Source organism: Arthrobacter sp. NEB 688 (genome assembly GCF_013201035.1).
Taxonomy (GTDB): Bacteria; Actinomycetota; Actinomycetes; order Actinomycetales; family Dermatophilaceae; genus Phycicoccus.
Map to the genome: position 1 here is coordinate 838,642 of NZ_CP053707.1, position 15,788 is coordinate 854,429.

Sequence of the window (15,788 nt, forward strand, 5' to 3'; positions counted from 1 at the left end):
CTCCTCGTGTGTCGTCCCGCGCCCGCCCGATGCTCCGTGCGATGGTAGAGGGTGGCCCGGGTCCGGCGGTACCCGGCCGCGGGTTTGGTCGGTGAGCGGCGCCTCGGGTACCTTGGGGGGGCCTGTTCCGGCCGTTTTCGCATGCCCGCGAACCCGTTGCTCCCGAGCACGTCGTGGGTCTCCGACTGCGGCCGACCAGGCCGTCTTCCCAGCCCCCGGGCCGTCCGGCCCGACACCGCGAAAGAGATACATCGTGAGCAAGCGGACCTTCCAGCCGAACAACCGCCGTCGCGCCAAGACGCACGGCTTCCGTCTGCGGATGCGCACCCGTGCGGGTCGCGCCATCCTCGCCGCCCGGCGTCGCAAGGGTCGCTCCGAGCTCTCGGCCTGAGGCCGACCGGTGCTGCCGGCGCCGAACCGTCTGCGTGAGCGGGCGGACTTCGCGTCGGCGGTCCGCGGCCGGGGGACGACCCGGGCCGGCTCGAGGTTGATCGTGGTTCACGCCACCCGGACCGACGCGCGCGCGGGATGCCCGCCGCGGGTCGGTTTCGTCGTGTCGAGGGCCGTCGGCAACGCTGTCGTGCGCAACCGGACCAAGCGCCGGCTGCGTGCGCTCGTCGCCGGCCGGCTCGCGGGGGTCCCCGCCGGGGTCGACCTCGTCGTCCGGGCCAACCCCGCTGCCGCGTCGGCGTCCTTCGCGGAACTGGGAGGGTCGCTCGACACGTTGGTCGGCAAGGTGGTCGGTCGGGTCGGAGGTGCGTCGTGAGCGTCGGACGCCTCCTCGCCACGCCCCTGCTGTGGATGATTCGCGGCTACCAGCGGTTCATCAGCCCGCTGCGCCCGCCGACCTGCCGGTACTACCCGTCCTGCTCGCAGTACGCGGTGACCGCCCTCGAGCGGTTCGGGCCGCTGCGCGGCTCGTGGATGGCGGTGCGCCGGATCGGCCGCTGCCACCCGTGGACCCCCGGGGGCGTCGACCACGTGCCCGACCGCGACCCGCTGACCGGGCGACCGGTGGCGGGCACGACCGGACCCAAGCCGTACCGACCGAGCACGGGCCCGGCGAGCCCGTCGCACCCCTGACCCCCGTCACGACCGTGACCCCACACGCCGGCTGAGGCCGGCTCAGCGAAGGACATCATGGGCGACCTGTTCAACAGCATCCTGGCCCCGATCGAGTGGCTCGTGGCCTGGATCATGTACGGCTTCCACGAGGCCCTGACGTCGATCGGGCTGCCGGCGGCCTCCGGGTGGACCTGGGCGCTGTCCATCGTCGGGCTCGTGCTCGTCATGCGCGCCGCGATGATCCCGCTTTTCGTCAAGCAGATCAAGGCATCGCGCAAGATGCAGCTCATCCAGCCGGAGCTGCAGAAGATCCAGAAGAAGTACAAGGGCAAGTCCGACCCCGAGTCCCGCCAGGCGATGACCCAGGAGACGATGGAGCTGTACAAGAAGGAGGGGACCAACCCCTTCAGCTCGTGCCTCCCGATTCTCGTCCAGTCGCCGTTCTTCTTCGGCCTCTTCCGGGTGCTCAACGGCCTCGACGAGCTCGCCGCCGGCACCGGTAGCGCGGCGAGCATCGGCCCGATCACCAAGGACGTCGCCGCCCAGGCCGAGAAGGCCTCGATCTTCGGCGCCCAGCTGTCCGACACGTTCATCAACGCGAACAACCTGTCGACGCAGATCGTCACCGTCGTCCTCATCATCCTCATGTCGGCGACGACCTTCCTCACCCAGCGCCAGCTGATGACGAAGAACATGCCGCAGTCGGCGCTCGACAGCCCGTTCGCGAAGCAGCAGAAGATGCTGCTCTACATCTTCCCGGTCATCTTCGCCGTCTCCGGCATCAACTTCCCGATCGGTGTCCTCATCTACTGGTTCACCACCAACGTGTGGTCGATGACCCAGCAGTTCTACGTGATCCGCCGGATGCCGGCCCCCGGCTCGGCCGCGGAGCGCGCGTACCACGAGCGCCTCGCCCGCAAGGGCAAGCCGGTCCCCGGCGCCCCGGTCGTCAGCGCGGAGGCCGAGGCCGAGGACCAGACCGTCATCGGCCAGCGGGTCCAGCCGAAGTCCAAGAAGCGGTCCAAGGGCAAGAAGTAAGCACCGCGTCGGGCACCCCCGGGTGCCGCCGACGCCCCCACGACACCGGTACGACGTCCCACACGGAGGGCACACACATGAGCGAGAACACGACCGAGGACACCACCCGCACCGCCGACGAGGCGACGCCGCTCGCGGCCGACCTGGGCGCCGACGAGACCGCCGGCGCGGTGACGCCCGGCGCGGCCACGACGGACACCCCCGGGGGTGTGCACGAGGAGTCGGCTGACCGGCTCGACGAGGCCAAGGACGGCGAGACGGCGGCCGATGCAGAGGGTTCCGAGGGCGCCGGCAGCGGCCAGCGCCGCGCGCCCCGCCGTCAGCAGCTCGAGCGCGAGGGCGAGGTGGCGGCCGACTTCCTCGAGACGCTGCTCGACATCTGCGACCTCGACGGTGACCTCGACGTCGACATCGACGGTGACCGCGCCGCGGTGGCCATCGTCGACAGCGAGGAGGGCCGCGTGCCGCGCCGCCTCGTGGGCCAGGACGGGCAGGTGCTCGAGGCCCTCCAGGAGCTGACCCGCCTCGCGGTGCAGTCCGAGACCGGCGAGCGCAGCCGGCTGATGCTCGACGTCGCCGGGCACCGTGCCGGCCGGCGCGAGGAGCTCGTCCGGATCGCCAAGGACGCCATCGCGACCGTGCGGACCTCGGGCGAGTCCGCCTCGCTCGAGCCGATGTCGGCCTTCGAGCGCAAGGTCGTCCACGACGAGGTGCTCAGCGCCGGCCTCCACAGCGAGTCCGAGGGCAGCGAGCCCCGCCGCTACGTCGTCATCACGGCGTCCTGACGGGACACGACGATGGAGCAGGACGAGCGTCCTCTCACGCCACCGGCCGCACCTTCGGGTGCGGCCGCGGTGTTCGGTGACCGTCTGGCGCTCGCGGAGCAGTTCGCCGCCATCCTCGCGGACACGGGGGTGAGCCACGGCCTCATCGGGCCCCGTGAGGTGCCGCGGCTGTGGGAACGGCACGTGCTCAACTGCGCGGTCGTCGAGGACGCCTTTCCGCGGGACGCCTCCCTGGTCGACGTCGGGTCGGGGGCGGGGCTGCCCGGTGTCGCGCTGGCGATCGCCCGTCCGGACCTCGAGGTGCACCTCGTCGAGCCGATGCTCCGCCGCACGACGTGGCTGTCGGGCGTCGTCGAGGAGCTGGGGCTGGGCAACGTCACCGTGCACCGCGGGCGGGCCGAGGAGCTCGTCGGGACCGTCTCCGCTCCGTGGGTGACCGCTCGCGCCGTCGCGCGGCTCGACAAGCTCGCGCGCTGGTGCCTGCCGCTGCTCGAGGACGGCGGGACCCTCGTCGCGATGAAGGGGCGCAGCGCTGCGCAGGAGCTCGAGGAGGACCGGCGTGCGCTGAACCGCCTGGGTCTGACCTCGGCGGTGGTGACTGAGCACGGTGGCGCGGTGCTGGACGAGGTCGTGCTGACGGTGGACCTGCAGTTCGCCCCCCGCCCGGCGCCGAAGGCGTCGGCAGGCGCGCGCCGGCGTGCGAAGGCCCTCCGCTCCTCCTGAGCGCAGGCGCCGTCGCGCGGCATGGGTGCTGTGAACGCGGCGGCCACGGCCCAGCCGTGCGGTCGTCGACCGGCTGGTGCTGGAGTGGCATGTCGCACGGCGACGCGTCGGCCCTGGTCGGCCACCGACGAATCTGACCCGCAGCCTGCGTTTCACGTGAAACGGCTAGCGATCGTCACACCGATCCCGCTCGACGGGGCCCGGGGACGCCGTCGACGGACGGCTCCGGCGACCCGGACTGGGTCCTCCGGCCACCACGCACTCACGATGAGTGCGGGTCTCCTCACGGGCCTGATGGATGCGGCGGGTGAGGGGCGCGCCAGCCTCCGCACCACAGTCGCAGTCAAGCCATCAGGGCGAGGGCTGATGGCCGAGGACCGGTGGTGTTCTCGTGTGCGGCTGACCGTCGTGTTTCACGTGAAACGCCAGCTGAGCGACGGGCAGGTGCGTGGAGGACCGTCGTGGGGAGTCCCTCGGGAAGGGCCTGCTTAGGTCTCGCGCAGAACCGGTGGGTGCCACCCCGAGCTCGGCACGCATGGACGACCGACGGGCACCAGGTCGACGCCCAGGTGGGTTGGTTGCGGGCCGCCCGAGCGAGATGGCTGATGAAGCCCCACGAGCCCCGCATGGCTCTGCGGTCCGGGGCAGCTATATTCACGCGTCGCGCAGTGACTTCCGGCAGACCGTCGGAGACGGTCGTCCGCCGGCGCCGACACCATGGCGTTTCACGTGAAACACCCGCGGTGGACGACGTCAACGGCGGTGAGGACGTAGATGTGGTGACGGTTCGACGACGAAGCACTCGCGCAGGCTCGACAACCCTTCGTCTTGCGACTAGAGGGCCAGAGGAAAGTCCTGACCTCAAGGCGTGCCTAGGGTGCATCTCGCGCGGCAGCGGGGGCCTGCTCTGCGCGGAGGCGCCACGCGGACAGCAGTGACGCGCGCGATTCCGTCCTCGGACGGGACTCGACGACGGTGGGTGTCGTCGGATGCATCGGGGGGCGCAGTGGGAATCGGCTTGGCTAAGGGGTTGAAGGCTGGCGCGTTGACGCTAGGCGTCACGGCGACCAAATGCGGAAGACCACCGCTGCGGTGCTGAAGGCCGATGACCCAGTCTTCACAGAGTTGCCCCGCCGAATGCGACGTTTCACGTGAAACGCCTTTCTCAGTTCGAAAGCCCGGTGACGACCGCCCATGGTGGAGCAGCGGCAATGCGGCGTGCTCAGTCATCCTCGCGCCGACCTGAAGTACCGAATGTTCCGCCATGTCGATGAGGGACTGTGTTTCACGTGGAACGTCCCTTGGGTTTGGGCCCGGGGACCGGGTGCACTTGATGACTGCACTAGATGGGATCGGTTGCGGATGCTGAGTCACCTGTCGTCACCTCCTTGAGAAGAAGGGCGGACCATGAGCACACGTGCCTTTGGCGCCGTGTTTCACGTGCAACACGACAAGCCGTGCGGGCCAGGCTGCTATCGACCGCAGACGCCAGCGCCCCAGGACTGCCCAGTTGTCACTGGAGTGCGCAGCGACGCGGGCCACCGACGCTTGGTGACCCGGCACTGCGTTTCACGTGAAGCGCACCGGCGACGCCTCACGCGCAGCGCACCAGCTCGCTGAATCGGTACGGGGCGAGACAGTCGTGTGGACGGTCGGCCAGCCGAGACGGCGCGCAGCACCCTTCACACTCACCCGTCGGGTGGGGAGGCACCCGGTGTCGCACGGTGAGGGGCCGGTGCGCCGGCCGACGGGTGCTGAGCCACTCGAGTGATCGCCATTGCACGCGGTCGGCTCCTCGCCGTGCCGTGGTGCTCAGGCACGCTGATGTCCTGAATCGCGGCGGGGTGCAAGACACAGCGACCGACCGACTCGACCGAGCCGACCCGAGTGCATCTGATTTCACAGAACCCCGTCGCGGGCGACCGACCAGACCCTCTGTCGATGTTCGGTGGAGCCAGCGACGGCGACACACGATCGGACGTTGCGGTGCTCCGCCACCTCGACCTGGATGGTGCCCATGTCTGACCGCGGAGTCGGCCGATGCCTTCGCAGGCAGGTGGGTGTCGACGACCGCATCAAGAGCACGCGGCTCATGCTTGGTGCCGTCGAGTCCGGACGGCTGCGCTCGTGTGCGCACCCAGGCTCGATGCTGATGACCGCACCACGCAACGTGGACGTCGCGGCGACTGGTGTGGCCCGGTGTTTCACGTGAAACACCACGCGAGGACACACGAGGAGGCGGAGGACCGGTTCCGATGGTCGTCGACGAGGACGGCTCGACCCGAGCAGCCGAGGTCCACCACGGCGCACGCGGACGTCGACCACCGCCGTGAGAAGGGGTCCGGTGACAAGCCAGCTCATCGCCGGCGCGATGGGTGATCCACAGGTTTTCCACCGCGGTGGATCCCGCGCCCCCGAGCGGTGGTGATCGGGTGAACCCGTGCAGTGGCGCGGTTTTCGCGCCTACGAGCGGGTGTCGTGCGCTGGGAGGTGGACCGTCATCCACCGCGTTGTCCACAGGTCTCCGCCGCTTTGGCGTGTCGAGCCACAGTGAGGTTGGATGGGGGCTGAACATGTCGCAGGAGGTACCGGTGAGCTCAGTGCTCCACCCCACGGACGCATCCCGCGTCGTCGATGGTCTCGGCTTTCCCCTCGGGGACGTCGTCTCGGCCGTCGGCGTCGGGTGGCCCACCGTTTCACGTGAAACGGTGTCGCCGCCGGAGGAGCAGGCGCCCAGTCCCACGAACCCCGTTCCGCCGGCAGAGCCGGTGGTCGATGCGGAGTCCGCCACACCCGACCACGAGGAGCGAGCCGCCATCGCCGCATCCATCCCGGGAGCCGACGGCAACACGCCGCTCGCCCAGGCCGTTGCCGAGGACGAGCGCAAGCGGGTGACCCTCAGCGGGCGTCCCGTGCCACGTCCGGCCCAGACCCGCGTGCTCACCGTGGCGAACCAGAAGGGTGGCGTCGGCAAGACGACGACCACGGTCAACATCGCCGCCGCGCTGGCCCAGGCCGGCTCGACCGTCCTCGTCATCGACCTCGACCCGCAGGGCAACGCGAGCACGGCGCTCGGCATCGACCACCACGCCGAGGTGCCGAGCATCTACGACGTCCTCGTCGACGGCTCCCCGATCAGTGGCGTCGTCCAGCGCTGCCCGGACATCGAGGGCCTCACGTGCGCGCCGGCGACGATCGACCTCGCCGGCGCCGAGATCGAGCTCGTCTCGCTCGTCGCCCGCGAGACCCGGCTGCAGAAGGCGGTCTCCGCGTACGTGGAGGAGCGCGCGGCGGCGGGGGACCGCCTCGACTATGTGCTCATCGACTGCCCGCCGAGCCTCGGCCTGCTCACGGTCAACGCGTTCGTCGCGGCGAACGAGGTGTTCATCCCGATCCAGTGCGAGTACTACGCGCTCGAGGGCCTGAGCCAGCTCCTCAAGAACATCGAGCTGATCCGCAACCACCTCAACCCCGACCTGCACGTGTCGACGATCCTCCTGACCATGTACGACGGACGGACCCGGCTCTCGGCGCAGGTGGCGGACGAGGTCCGGGCCCACTTCGGCGCCCAGACCCTGCGGGCCACCGTGCCCCGGTCGGTCCGCATCAGCGAGGCGCCGAGCCACGGCCAGACCGTCATCACGTACGACCCCAACAGCAGCGGTGCGCTGTCCTACCTCGAGGCGGCCGTCGAGCTCGCCGAGCGCGGCGCGGCCGACCCGACGACGGAGGAATCCGCATGAGTGAGAAGCGGCGCGCCCTCGGTCGCGGCCTGGGCGCTCTCATCCCCGCCCAGCCGGCGACCGACCGCCCCGTCGACGTGTTCTTCAGGGACCGCGACGCCGAGGGGGTGACGCCCGAGCGCCCCGCGCCGGCCGACACCACCCCGTCGACCCCCGCGCAGGAGCCGGCGGCCGACGCGTCGGTCGACGGCCTGGCCCCGGTCCCCGGTGCCCGGTTCGCGGAGATCCCGCTCGACGCGATCCGCCCCAACCCGCGCCAGCCCCGGACCGTCTTCGACGAGGACGAGCTGGCCGAGCTCGTGCACTCGATCCAGGAGATCGGGGTCCTCCAGCCCGTCGTCGTGCGGCCCGTCCCCGACGCCGGCCCGGACGACGAGGTGCGCTTCGAGCTCATCATGGGTGAGCGACGCTGGCGCGCCTCCCGTGAGGCCGGCAAGGACGTCGTCCCCGCCATCGTGCGCAGCACCGAGGAGGACGACCTCCTGCGGGACGCCCTCCTGGAGAACCTCCACCGCAGCCAGCTCAACGCGCTCGAGGAGGCGGCCGCCTACCAGCAGCTCCTCGACGACTTCGGCTGCACCCAGGAGGAGCTCGCCACCCGGATCGGGCGCTCCCGTCCCCAGATCAGCAACACGCTCCGCCTCCTGCGCCTGCCCCCCCTCGTCGCCCGTCGGGTCGCGGCGGGTGTCCTCAGCGCCGGTCACGCCCGCGCGCTGCTCGGCCTGCCGGACGCGGCGGCGATGGAGCGCCTCGCGCAGCGGATCGTCGCCGAGGGACTCTCGGTCCGGACGGTCGAGGAGCTCGTCGCGCTGGGTGAGGGTGAGGCCCCCACCCGCCGCAGCGCCCCCCGCGCCGGCGGCCGGCGCCCGCAGCTCGACGACCTCGCGGCCGACCTCTCGGACCGTCTCGACACCCGGGTGCGCATCGCGCTGGGCGCCAAGAAGGGCCGCCTGACGGTGGAGTTCGCGTCCGTCGACGACCTCAACCGCATCCTCGAGGTCATGCGCCTGCGCGGCGAGATCCCGGCCTGACGCACGCGAATCAGGTTCTGCGACAACGCATCAGCAACACGAGAACGGCCCCGGACCAGATGGTCCGGGGCCGTTCTCGTGAGGGTCGACGTCAGCCGAGGAACTGCTCGAGCTCGCGCAGGAGCACCGGCTTCGGGCGGGCCCCGATGATCGTCTTGACGATCTCGCCGCCCTGGTAGACGTGCATCGTCGGGATGCTCGTGATGCCGAGCTGGCCGGTGATGCCCGGGTTCTCGTCGGTGTTGAGCTTGACGACCGCGACCTTGTCGCCGTGGTCGCGCGCGATCTCCTCGAGGACCGGGGCGACGGCACGGCACGGTCCGCACCACTCGGCCCAGAAGTCGACGAGGACGGGTTTGTCGCTCTTGAGGACGTCGGCCTCGAAGGTGGCGTCGGTGGTGGTGCTCACGGCTCCCATGGGAGTTCCTTCCGGGTGGTGCGGGTGGGGTCGGTCAGTGGGGACGGGGGTGGGCGATGGCTCGACGATGCCGGGAGGGTCCGACAGCCCGAGGTCGCTCAGTGGGCCAGGAAACGCTCGGCGTCGAGGGCTGCGGCGCAGCCGGAGCCGGCGGCGGTGATGGCCTGGCGGTAGGTGTGGTCGACGAGGTCGCCGCAGGCGAAGACGCCCGGGACGTTGGTCTTGGAGGTGCGGCCCTCGGTGAGGACGTAGCCCTCGGCGTCGAGGTCGACCAGGCCCTTGACGAGCTCGTTGCGCGGGTCGTGCCCGATCGCGACGAAGAGCCCGGTGGCGGCGAGCTCGCGGGTCTCGCCGGTCACGGTGTCGCGCAACGTGACCCCGGAGACCTTGGACTCGCCGTGGATGGCGTCGACGGCGCTGTTCCAGGCGAAGTGGATCTTCTCGTTCGCCGTGGCGCGCTCGGCCATGATCCGGCTGGCGCGCAGCTCGTCGCGGCGCACGACGACCGTGACGGACCGGGCGAACTTCGTGAGGAAGGTCGCCTCCTCCATCGCGGAGTCGCCACCGCCGACGACGACGATGTCCTGGTCGCGGAAGAAGAACCCGTCGCACGTGGCGCACCACGAGACGCCGTGGCCGGAGAGGCGCTTCTCGTCGGGCAGCCCGAGCTCGCGGTAGGCCGAGCCCATCGCGAGGATGACGGCCTTCGCGCGGTACTCGTTGCCCATGCCGTCGCGGACGAGCTTGACGTCACCGTCGAGCTCGACCTGCTCGACGTCGTCGGTGATGATCTCGGCCCCGAAGCGCTCGGCCTGCGCCCGCATGTTCTCCATGAGGTCCGGGCCCATGATGCCGTCACGGAAGCCGGGGAAGTTCTCGACCTCGGTCGTGTTCATCAGGGCGCCGCCGGCCGTGACCGAGCCCTCGATGACCAGGGGCTGGAGGTTGGCGCGCGCGGCGTACACGGCGGCGGTCCAGCCGGCCGGGCCGGAGCCGATGATGATGACGTTGCGGACGTCGGAGGTCACGGGACACATCCCCTTGTGGTGCTGGCGGGTGGACACCGCAACATGCGGTGCAGTTCGTTGAACCGATCCTAGGGCCGCGCTGTTCCCCGGACGGCCACGCCCCGCCGCTCGGGCAGCGGGTCCGGGTCGTCAGTCGACGAGGACGGGCCCGGAGACCACGTGGGCGTCGGTGCGGGTGCAGTCGCGGCCGACCGCCCAGGCGGTGCGGCGGCCGGACTCGGCGGTCGCGACGAGCACGGCCGCCGGGCGGCCGTCGACGGTGGCGATGTCGACGACGACGGTGTCGGCGTCGGGGACGTCGAGCCCCTCGGCGCAGGCCCGGGCCCCGGCGGCGGTGGAGAGCCCGCCGAGCCCGCCGGCGAGGCTGCCCCCCTCGGGGGCGACGTCGGCCCTGCCGGACGGGGACGCGGTGGCGTCGCCCGAGGCGTCGCGCCCGGTGCGGTCCCAGGGCAGGCCGCGCAGGACCTGCGCCGAGAGCCCGGCGGTCGAGTACCCGCGGCCGCTCTCGAGGACGACGACGCCGAGCGCGTCGTCCTCGGCGAGGAGGGTGAGCGCGGTCTCGGGGGCGGCCTGCGGGTCGGCGGCGTCGCTCGCGGCGCCGCTGTCGGAGGAGCCGCCGGCGAGACCGAGGCTGGCGGTGACCCCACCCGGGGCGATCGACTGCAGCACGACCCCGCCGAGCCCGAGCACGGCGACCGCCGAGGCCGCGACGGCCACGAGGTGCCAGCGCGAGCGCCGGCGCAGGGGCACCACGACGTCGTCGGGGGCGCCGGGACGGCGCACCGCCGGGGTGTCGTCGCGGGTGGACCCGTCGGTGAGCAGGGCGCGGGCCTCGGCGGCGAGGGCGGCCTCGATGCGGGCCACGAGGTCGCCGGGCATCGGCTCGGGGTCGGGGAGGGAGCCGAGGAGGGCCCGCATCCCCGTCGGGTCGTGCTCGACGGGGGCGGTCTCGTCGTGGGGGTGGGTCACGAGCTCCTCCGGTCGGCGGCGCGCTGGACGCAGCGGGTGGGACGTCTGGGGGTGGGCGCGCAGGGTGCGAGCCAGGGGTGTGACGTCACGTGGCCCCCTGCGGTTCCGTCGCGTCGGAGCTTCCCTCGGCGGGGCGCAGCATCGCGGCCAGGGCCTCGCGGCCGCGGAAGCAGCGGGACTTGACCGTGCCCTCGGCGACCCCGAGCACGACGGCGGCCTCGGCGACGGGCATCCCGTGCATGTCGACGAGGACGAGCGCCGTGCGCTGGCCCTCGGGCAGGCGGGCGAGGGCCTCGCGCACGACGAGGGCGGTCTCGGTGGAGGCGTGGCGGTCGTGGCGGTCGGGCAGGTCGAGCTCGCCGAGGTCGCCGGCCCGACGGACCGCCACCTTCTCGCGCCGCAGCCGGTCCAGGCAGGCGTTGACGACGATCCGGTGCAGCCACGTGGTGACGGCGGCGTCCCCGCGGTAGGCGTCGGCCCGGCGGAAGGCCGAGATGAACGCCTCCTGCACCGCGTCGGCCGCCAGCTCGCGCTGGCCCGTCGTGCGCATCGCGACGGCGAACATCCGGTCGCGATGGCGGCGGAAGAGCTCACCGAACGCGACCCCGCCGTCCCCCGCGACGTGCCGCGCCAGGAGGGTGGCGTCGTCGAGGTCGGCCAGGTCCGGCGCGGTCACGTCGGGACCCGTCACCCGGTGACGACGACCTCGTCGAGCCAGGCCCGACGCTTGCCGTCGGCGTCCACGTGGAGGCCGGTGTACCAGACGATGATGTACTGCCCGCTCACCTTCTCGGGGACGGGGAACTCGAGGGTCCCCTTGGCGTCCGTCTTCTCGCCGATCTTCGTCGCCCCGTCGAGCGAGGCGTCCGGGCCGACCCACACCTCGAGGTCGACGTTCTGCGGGATGTCGAGCTCGACGTTCTGCGGCTTCTTGTTCGGCCCGAGGTCGACGACCAGGCCGAGGCCCTTCTTGAGGCCGCCGAAGTCGTCGGTGCGGTAGTTCTCGGAGTTCCAGCCGGTGGACCGGTCGCCGTCGTAGGTCTTCGGGGTCAGGCTGTCGTTCTCGGAGCCGTCGCCCGCGGGGTCGAGCGCCTGCACCTTGAGGATGGCGAGCGGCTCGGGGCGGCCGGTGTCGTCGTCGGTGTCCTCGCCCACGGTCGAGCTCGCCGACGGGCTGCGCGAGGCCGAGGCGCTCGGGCCGGACGTCGAGGACCCGTCGAGGCCCAGGTCGGTGTTGGACCCGATCTGCCGCACCCCGTTGATGCCGATGACGACCGCCACGACGAGGAAGGTGATGATGATGCCGATCGCCAGCTTGGACTGGTCGCGGGTCAGGGGCTCGGCGGGGACGAGCGGGGAGAGCACGTCCTCGTCGTCGTCGGCGTCGGGGTCGCGCCGGGTGTCGGGCGAGAGCTCGGTGACCTTGTCGACGGCTCGGCGGGCGAACGAGGACACGCTCGTGCCGACGGAGGTCATCGCGGCGGTGACCGCGGCGCCGGAGGACGCCCGCCCGGTCTCGTCGGCGTCGTCGGTGTCCACGCGCCCGTCCGCGCTCGCGGCGGTGGGCGCCGCCCCGGCGGCCGGGGCCTCGTCGGAGACCCACGCCGGGGGGACGGGGCGCTCGATGACGCGGGTGGCGTCGCTGTCGTCGTCGACGTCCGCGTCCACGGCGTCGTCGGTGGTCTCGGGGTCGTCGGCCTCGTCGACGCTGCTGGAGACGGCCGGCTGCTCGGCGGTCGGTGCCTCGTCGTCCGATGCCTCGTCGTCCCGAGCCCCGTCGTGGTGCGCCCCCGCGGCGGCGGCCACGGCTCCCGCCCCGGCGGCGGCGGGCAGGACCGGCAGCGTCGCGGTGGCGTCGTCGTCGCGGTGCGCGTCGTCGGAGGCGGGCTGCGGCGACGCCTCGACCTCGGACGTGCCCCCGGCCTCGGCATCCGCCTCGTCGGCCTCGTCCACCTCGGGCTCGGGCGTGAACAGGGGCTGGACCGGCCGTCCGACGACCTGGCGCGAGGGCCACGGGGCGACCTGGCTCGCGTAGTCGCCGGGCGAGGTCGGGCCCTGGTCGTCGGTGAGGGTGAGCCGGCAGATGGCGTCGAGGTCGCGCGGCACGCCGGCGGCGATCTCGGAGGGCGAGGCGACGCCTCCGGGGACGCGGGGCGCGGCACCGAGGCCGGCGGCGCCCGCCCCGAGGGGCCAGAGGCCGGTGAGCCCGGCGTAGGCGAGGGCCACGACACCGACGGCGTCGCGGCGGGCGGCCTCCTCCGGCTCGAGGCCGTCCTCGCCGGCGCGCACGGCGGCGACCTCGAGGCCGCGCAGGCGCACCTCGCCGTCGGCGGTGCGCAGGACGTCGTCAGGGGTGAGGTCGAGGTGGTGCATGCCCCGGCCGCGGGCGGACTCGAGCGCGGCGGCGACCTCGCCGGTGATGCGGCGGACCTCGTCGCCGGGGACCCCGCCGGCGGCGACCAGGTCGGCCAGGGTGCGGGCGTCGGGGATCTCCTCCTCGACGAGCCAGGCGACGTCGTCGTCCCGGCCGACGTCGAGGACCCGCAGGAGGACGGGGTGGGTGACCGAGCCGGCGCGGCGCGCGGCGTCGAGGAAGGCGGCCGTGCGGTGGTCGTCGGCGGCGACGACGAGCACGGACACGCGACGGCCGAGGGTGGTGTCGTCGGCGATCCAGCGCTCGGTGCCGCGGTCCTGCGCCACCCTCCGGTGCGCCGTGTACCTGCCCCCGAGCACGGTGCCGGGTCCCACACCCTTCACCGCGGGCTCCTTCGGTCGTCGGTCACGGCGCTCCGCCACGGCGTGCGGCGGGTCCGTCCATCGTAGGGGGTCGGGTCAGCGTCGACGCAGACCCCGCAGCCGCCGGGCGACCGGGTCGAGCAGGCGCCCGACCTCCTCGACGCCGAGGGCGTGCGCGACGCCCCACGTGACGGCGAGCTCGACGACACCGGCGACACCGAGGACCAGCGCCCCGAGGAGGAAGGTGTGCAGCCCGCGCTCGATGCCGAAGTCGGGGAAGAGCAGGTGGATGGCCACCCCGAGCAGGGCGGCGGTGACGACCGCGGGCACGCCGACGCGGACGTACACGCGCGCGGCGCCGCGCAGGCCGACCCGCCCGTGCTGGCGGCGCAGCACGAGCCAGCCGACGACGGCGCCGACGACGTAGGCGGTGGTCTGCCCGAAGGCGAGGACGGTCGCGGTGCGCTGCGGGGGCAGGGTCGAGGCGAACCAGGCGATGGCCATCGAGATGCCGGTGACGACGCACTGCGTCCGGAAGGACCAGAAGGTCTGCTGCTGCGCGTAGAAGACGCGGTCGTTGAGGTAGACCCAGCCGAGCGGCAGGATCCCGCCGAAGAGGCCGACGAGCACCGCCGCGATGGCCTGCGTGTCGGACAGCGGGTTGCGGAAGAACAGGGTGGCCGTGACGACCGGCACCGTCGCGAGGACGAGCGCGACGACGGGCAGCAGCAGCGGCGCGGGCATCCGCAGGCCCTGCTCGTGGTGGCGCATGACCGTCTCGTGGTCGCCGCGGCTGGCCGCCTCGGACAGCTGCGTGTAGAGGGCCGTGACGAGCGAGACGGTGACGATGCCGTGCGGCAGCATCATGAGCAGCTGCGCGGGACTGAAGGCGGCGATGCCGGCGGCCGGCAGGCCGAGCTCCTTGCCCTTGTCGGCGGCGTCGGTGAGGACCTGCGTCGTGACCCAGAAGCCGACCTGGACGACGACGATCGAGGCGAAGCTCCACTTGGCGACGTCCGAGACGCCCTCGAAGCCGTGGCCCTTGAAGCCCCAGCGCGGGCGGTAGCGGAAGCCCATCCGGCGCAGCGGCGGCACGAGGGCCGCGGCCTGCAGGACGATCGACAGCGTCGAGGTCCCCGCGAGGATGGCGATCATCTCCGGGGTCCAGGCGCCCGGCTCGGCGCGCACCGGCAGGCCGGCGAGCACGAACCAGCCGAGCCCGCCGATGGCGACGACGTTGGCCACGAGCGGCGCCCAGGTGAAGGCGGCGAAGCGGCCGTTGGCGTTGAGCACCTGGCCGAAGATCGTGTAGAGCCCGTAGAAGAGGATCTGCGGGACGCAGACGAACGCGAAGACCGTGCCGAGCTGGAGGGCCTGCGCGTCGCTCGTGCGGAAGTACAGGCGAACGAGGAGCGGCGAGGCCACCGTGAGGACGACGGTCGCGACGACGAACAGGGCGATGGCGGCGGTGATGAGCCGGTTGACGAAGTCCTCGCCGGCGTCCGGCCGGGTGCGCGCGCGGATGATCTGCGGCACGAGGACCGCGTTGAGCGTCCCGCCGGCCAGCAGCAGGTAAAGGCTGTTCGGCAGCGTGTTCGCGACCGTGAACGCCTCGGCCGCCAGGCCCGTGCCGCCGATGACCGAGGTGAGCAGGAGGGCGCGGAGCATCCCCGCCACGCGGCTCGCGAGGGTCCCCGCGGCCATGACGGCACCCGAGCGGCCCACGCTGGGGGCCGGCGCGTTCGTCGTGCTCACCCGGCGTCCCCGGCGAGGCGCTGCCACGCGAGCCGGGCGATCCGCCGCTCGTTGGGGAAGGTCAGGTGCCGGTGGGCGTCCTCGAGGGCGAGCCACGCGACGTCGATGGCCTCGTGGTCGGGGTCCTTCTCGATCGTCAGGTGCCCGCCGGTCGCCTCGAGGAGGTAGTGGTGCACGTACTTGTGGATGCGCCGGTCGCCGGCCGCGAACCAGTAGTCGATGGTGCCGAGCTCGATGAGCACGCGGCCCTCGATGCCGGTCTCCTCCTCGACCTCGCGCACGGCGGTCTCGGGCAGGGTCTCCTCGCCCTCGATGTGGCCCTTCGGCAGGCACCACTCGACGCGTCCGGCGCGGTTGCGGCGCGCGATGACGGCGATCCGGGCGCGGCCCTCGTGGACGTCGACGACGACGCCGCCGGCGCTGCGCTCCTCGACCGCCGGGAGCCGGCGCGGCGGTGACCCGGCGGGGTCTGCTGCTGCGTGGCTCATCTGGTCACT

At 72.6% G+C, this 15,788-nt stretch carries 15 protein-coding genes; 8 read left to right on the plus strand and 7 right to left on the minus strand.

Annotated elements, in window-relative coordinates; all coding sequences use genetic code 11:
- Nucleotides 1-253: 253 nt before the first annotated feature.
- The 8 genes from rpmH (at nucleotide 254) to HL663_RS04075 (ending at nucleotide 8,385) form a co-directional block, all read left to right on the plus strand.
- A complete protein-coding gene (rpmH, locus tag HL663_RS04045) occupies nucleotides 254-391 on the plus strand; it encodes a 50S ribosomal protein L34 (protein WP_013885212.1) in 138 nt (45 codons plus the stop codon).
- Nucleotides 392-400: 9 nt separating this feature from the next.
- Nucleotides 401-766 carry a ribonuclease P protein component gene (gene rnpA / locus HL663_RS19090; protein ID WP_216842674.1) on the plus strand — a complete coding sequence of 122 codons (366 nt, stop codon included), beginning with the start codon at nucleotides 401-403 and terminating at the stop codon, nucleotides 764-766.
- A complete protein-coding gene (gene yidD, locus HL663_RS19095; protein WP_286175918.1) occupies nucleotides 763-1,083 on the plus strand; it encodes a membrane protein insertion efficiency factor YidD in 321 nt (106 codons plus the stop codon). Before rnpA ends, yidD begins: the two co-directional genes overlap by 4 nt.
- 57 nt (nucleotides 1,084-1,140) lie before the next feature.
- Nucleotides 1,141-2,103, plus strand: a complete 963-nt coding sequence (yidC, locus tag HL663_RS04055) for a membrane protein insertase YidC (RefSeq protein WP_173027173.1) — start codon at nucleotides 1,141-1,143, stop codon at nucleotides 2,101-2,103.
- A gap of 77 nt (nucleotides 2,104-2,180) precedes the next feature.
- Nucleotides 2,181-2,888, plus strand: coding sequence for a Jag family protein (locus HL663_RS04060; protein ID WP_286175919.1), 708 nt, complete (start codon nucleotides 2,181-2,183; stop codon nucleotides 2,886-2,888).
- A 12-nt stretch (nucleotides 2,889-2,900) separates the two neighbouring features.
- Nucleotides 2,901-3,611 (plus strand): 16S rRNA (guanine(527)-N(7))-methyltransferase RsmG, encoded by a 711-nt coding sequence (gene rsmG / locus HL663_RS04065; protein WP_173027174.1) that lies wholly within the window; start codon nucleotides 2,901-2,903, stop codon nucleotides 3,609-3,611.
- 2,768 nt (nucleotides 3,612-6,379) lie between these two features.
- A complete protein-coding gene (locus HL663_RS04070) occupies nucleotides 6,380-7,354 on the plus strand; it encodes a ParA family protein (protein ID WP_286175920.1) in 975 nt (324 codons plus the stop codon).
- Nucleotides 7,351-8,385 (plus strand): ParB/RepB/Spo0J family partition protein, encoded by a 1,035-nt coding sequence (locus tag HL663_RS04075; protein WP_173027175.1) that lies wholly within the window; start codon nucleotides 7,351-7,353, stop codon nucleotides 8,383-8,385. Before HL663_RS04070 ends, HL663_RS04075 begins: the two co-directional genes overlap by 4 nt.
- Nucleotides 8,386-8,476: 91 nt before the next feature.
- Here the strand turns inward: HL663_RS04075 and trxA are convergent, their stop codons facing one another.
- The 7 genes from trxA to HL663_RS04110 form a co-directional block, all read right to left on the minus strand.
- Nucleotides 8,477-8,803 carry a thioredoxin gene (gene trxA / locus HL663_RS04080; RefSeq protein ID WP_173027176.1) on the minus strand — a complete coding sequence of 109 codons (327 nt, stop codon included), beginning with the start codon at nucleotides 8,801-8,803 and terminating at the stop codon, nucleotides 8,477-8,479.
- Between the two features lie 98 nt (nucleotides 8,804-8,901).
- Nucleotides 8,902-9,840, minus strand: a complete 939-nt coding sequence (gene trxB / locus HL663_RS04085) for a thioredoxin-disulfide reductase (RefSeq protein WP_173029989.1) — start codon at nucleotides 9,838-9,840, stop codon at nucleotides 8,902-8,904.
- 120 nt (nucleotides 9,841-9,960) lie between these two features.
- A complete protein-coding gene (locus HL663_RS04090) occupies nucleotides 9,961-10,800 on the minus strand; it encodes an RsmA family anti-sigma factor (RefSeq protein WP_173026453.1) in 840 nt (279 codons plus the stop codon).
- A gap of 85 nt (nucleotides 10,801-10,885) precedes the next feature.
- A complete protein-coding gene (gene sigM / locus HL663_RS04095; RefSeq protein WP_173027177.1) occupies nucleotides 10,886-11,476 on the minus strand; it encodes an RNA polymerase sigma factor SigM in 591 nt (196 codons plus the stop codon).
- 11 nt (nucleotides 11,477-11,487) lie between these two features.
- Nucleotides 11,488-13,557: a protein kinase family protein gene (locus tag HL663_RS04100; protein ID WP_173027178.1), complete on the minus strand. Its 2,070-nt coding sequence runs from the start codon at nucleotides 13,555-13,557 to the stop codon at nucleotides 11,488-11,490.
- A 75-nt stretch (nucleotides 13,558-13,632) separates the two neighbouring features.
- Nucleotides 13,633-15,291, minus strand: coding sequence for a murein biosynthesis integral membrane protein MurJ (gene murJ / locus HL663_RS04105; protein ID WP_216842675.1), 1,659 nt, complete (start codon nucleotides 15,289-15,291; stop codon nucleotides 13,633-13,635).
- Nucleotides 15,288-15,779 carry an NUDIX hydrolase gene (locus HL663_RS04110; RefSeq protein ID WP_173027180.1) on the minus strand — a complete coding sequence of 164 codons (492 nt, stop codon included), beginning with the start codon at nucleotides 15,777-15,779 and terminating at the stop codon, nucleotides 15,288-15,290. The genes murJ and HL663_RS04110 overlap by 4 nt, the downstream gene beginning before the upstream one ends.
- Between the last annotated feature and the right edge of the window lie 9 nt (nucleotides 15,780-15,788).

Excerpts from the sequence above, each read along its gene's own strand:
- yidC (WP_173027173.1), top strand. The coding sequence starts at position 1,141 with ATGGGCGACCTGTTCAACAGCATCCTGGCCCCGATCGAGTGGCTCGTG.
- HL663_RS04060 (WP_286175919.1), top strand. The coding sequence starts at position 2,181 with ATGAGCGAGAACACGACCGAGGACACCACCCGCACCGCCGACGAGGCG.
- rsmG (WP_173027174.1), top strand. The coding sequence starts at position 2,901 with ATGGAGCAGGACGAGCGTCCTCTCACGCCACCGGCCGCACCTTCGGGT.
- HL663_RS04075 (WP_173027175.1), top strand. The coding sequence starts at position 7,351 with ATGAGTGAGAAGCGGCGCGCCCTCGGTCGCGGCCTGGGCGCTCTCATC.
- trxA (WP_173027176.1), bottom strand. The coding sequence starts at position 8,803 with ATGGGAGCCGTGAGCACCACCACCGACGCCACCTTCGAGGCCGACGTC.
- trxB (WP_173029989.1), bottom strand. The coding sequence starts at position 9,840 with ATGTGTCCCGTGACCTCCGACGTCCGCAACGTCATCATCATCGGCTCC.
- HL663_RS04110 (WP_173027180.1), bottom strand. The coding sequence starts at position 15,779 with ATGAGCCACGCAGCAGCAGACCCCGCCGGGTCACCGCCGCGCCGGCTC.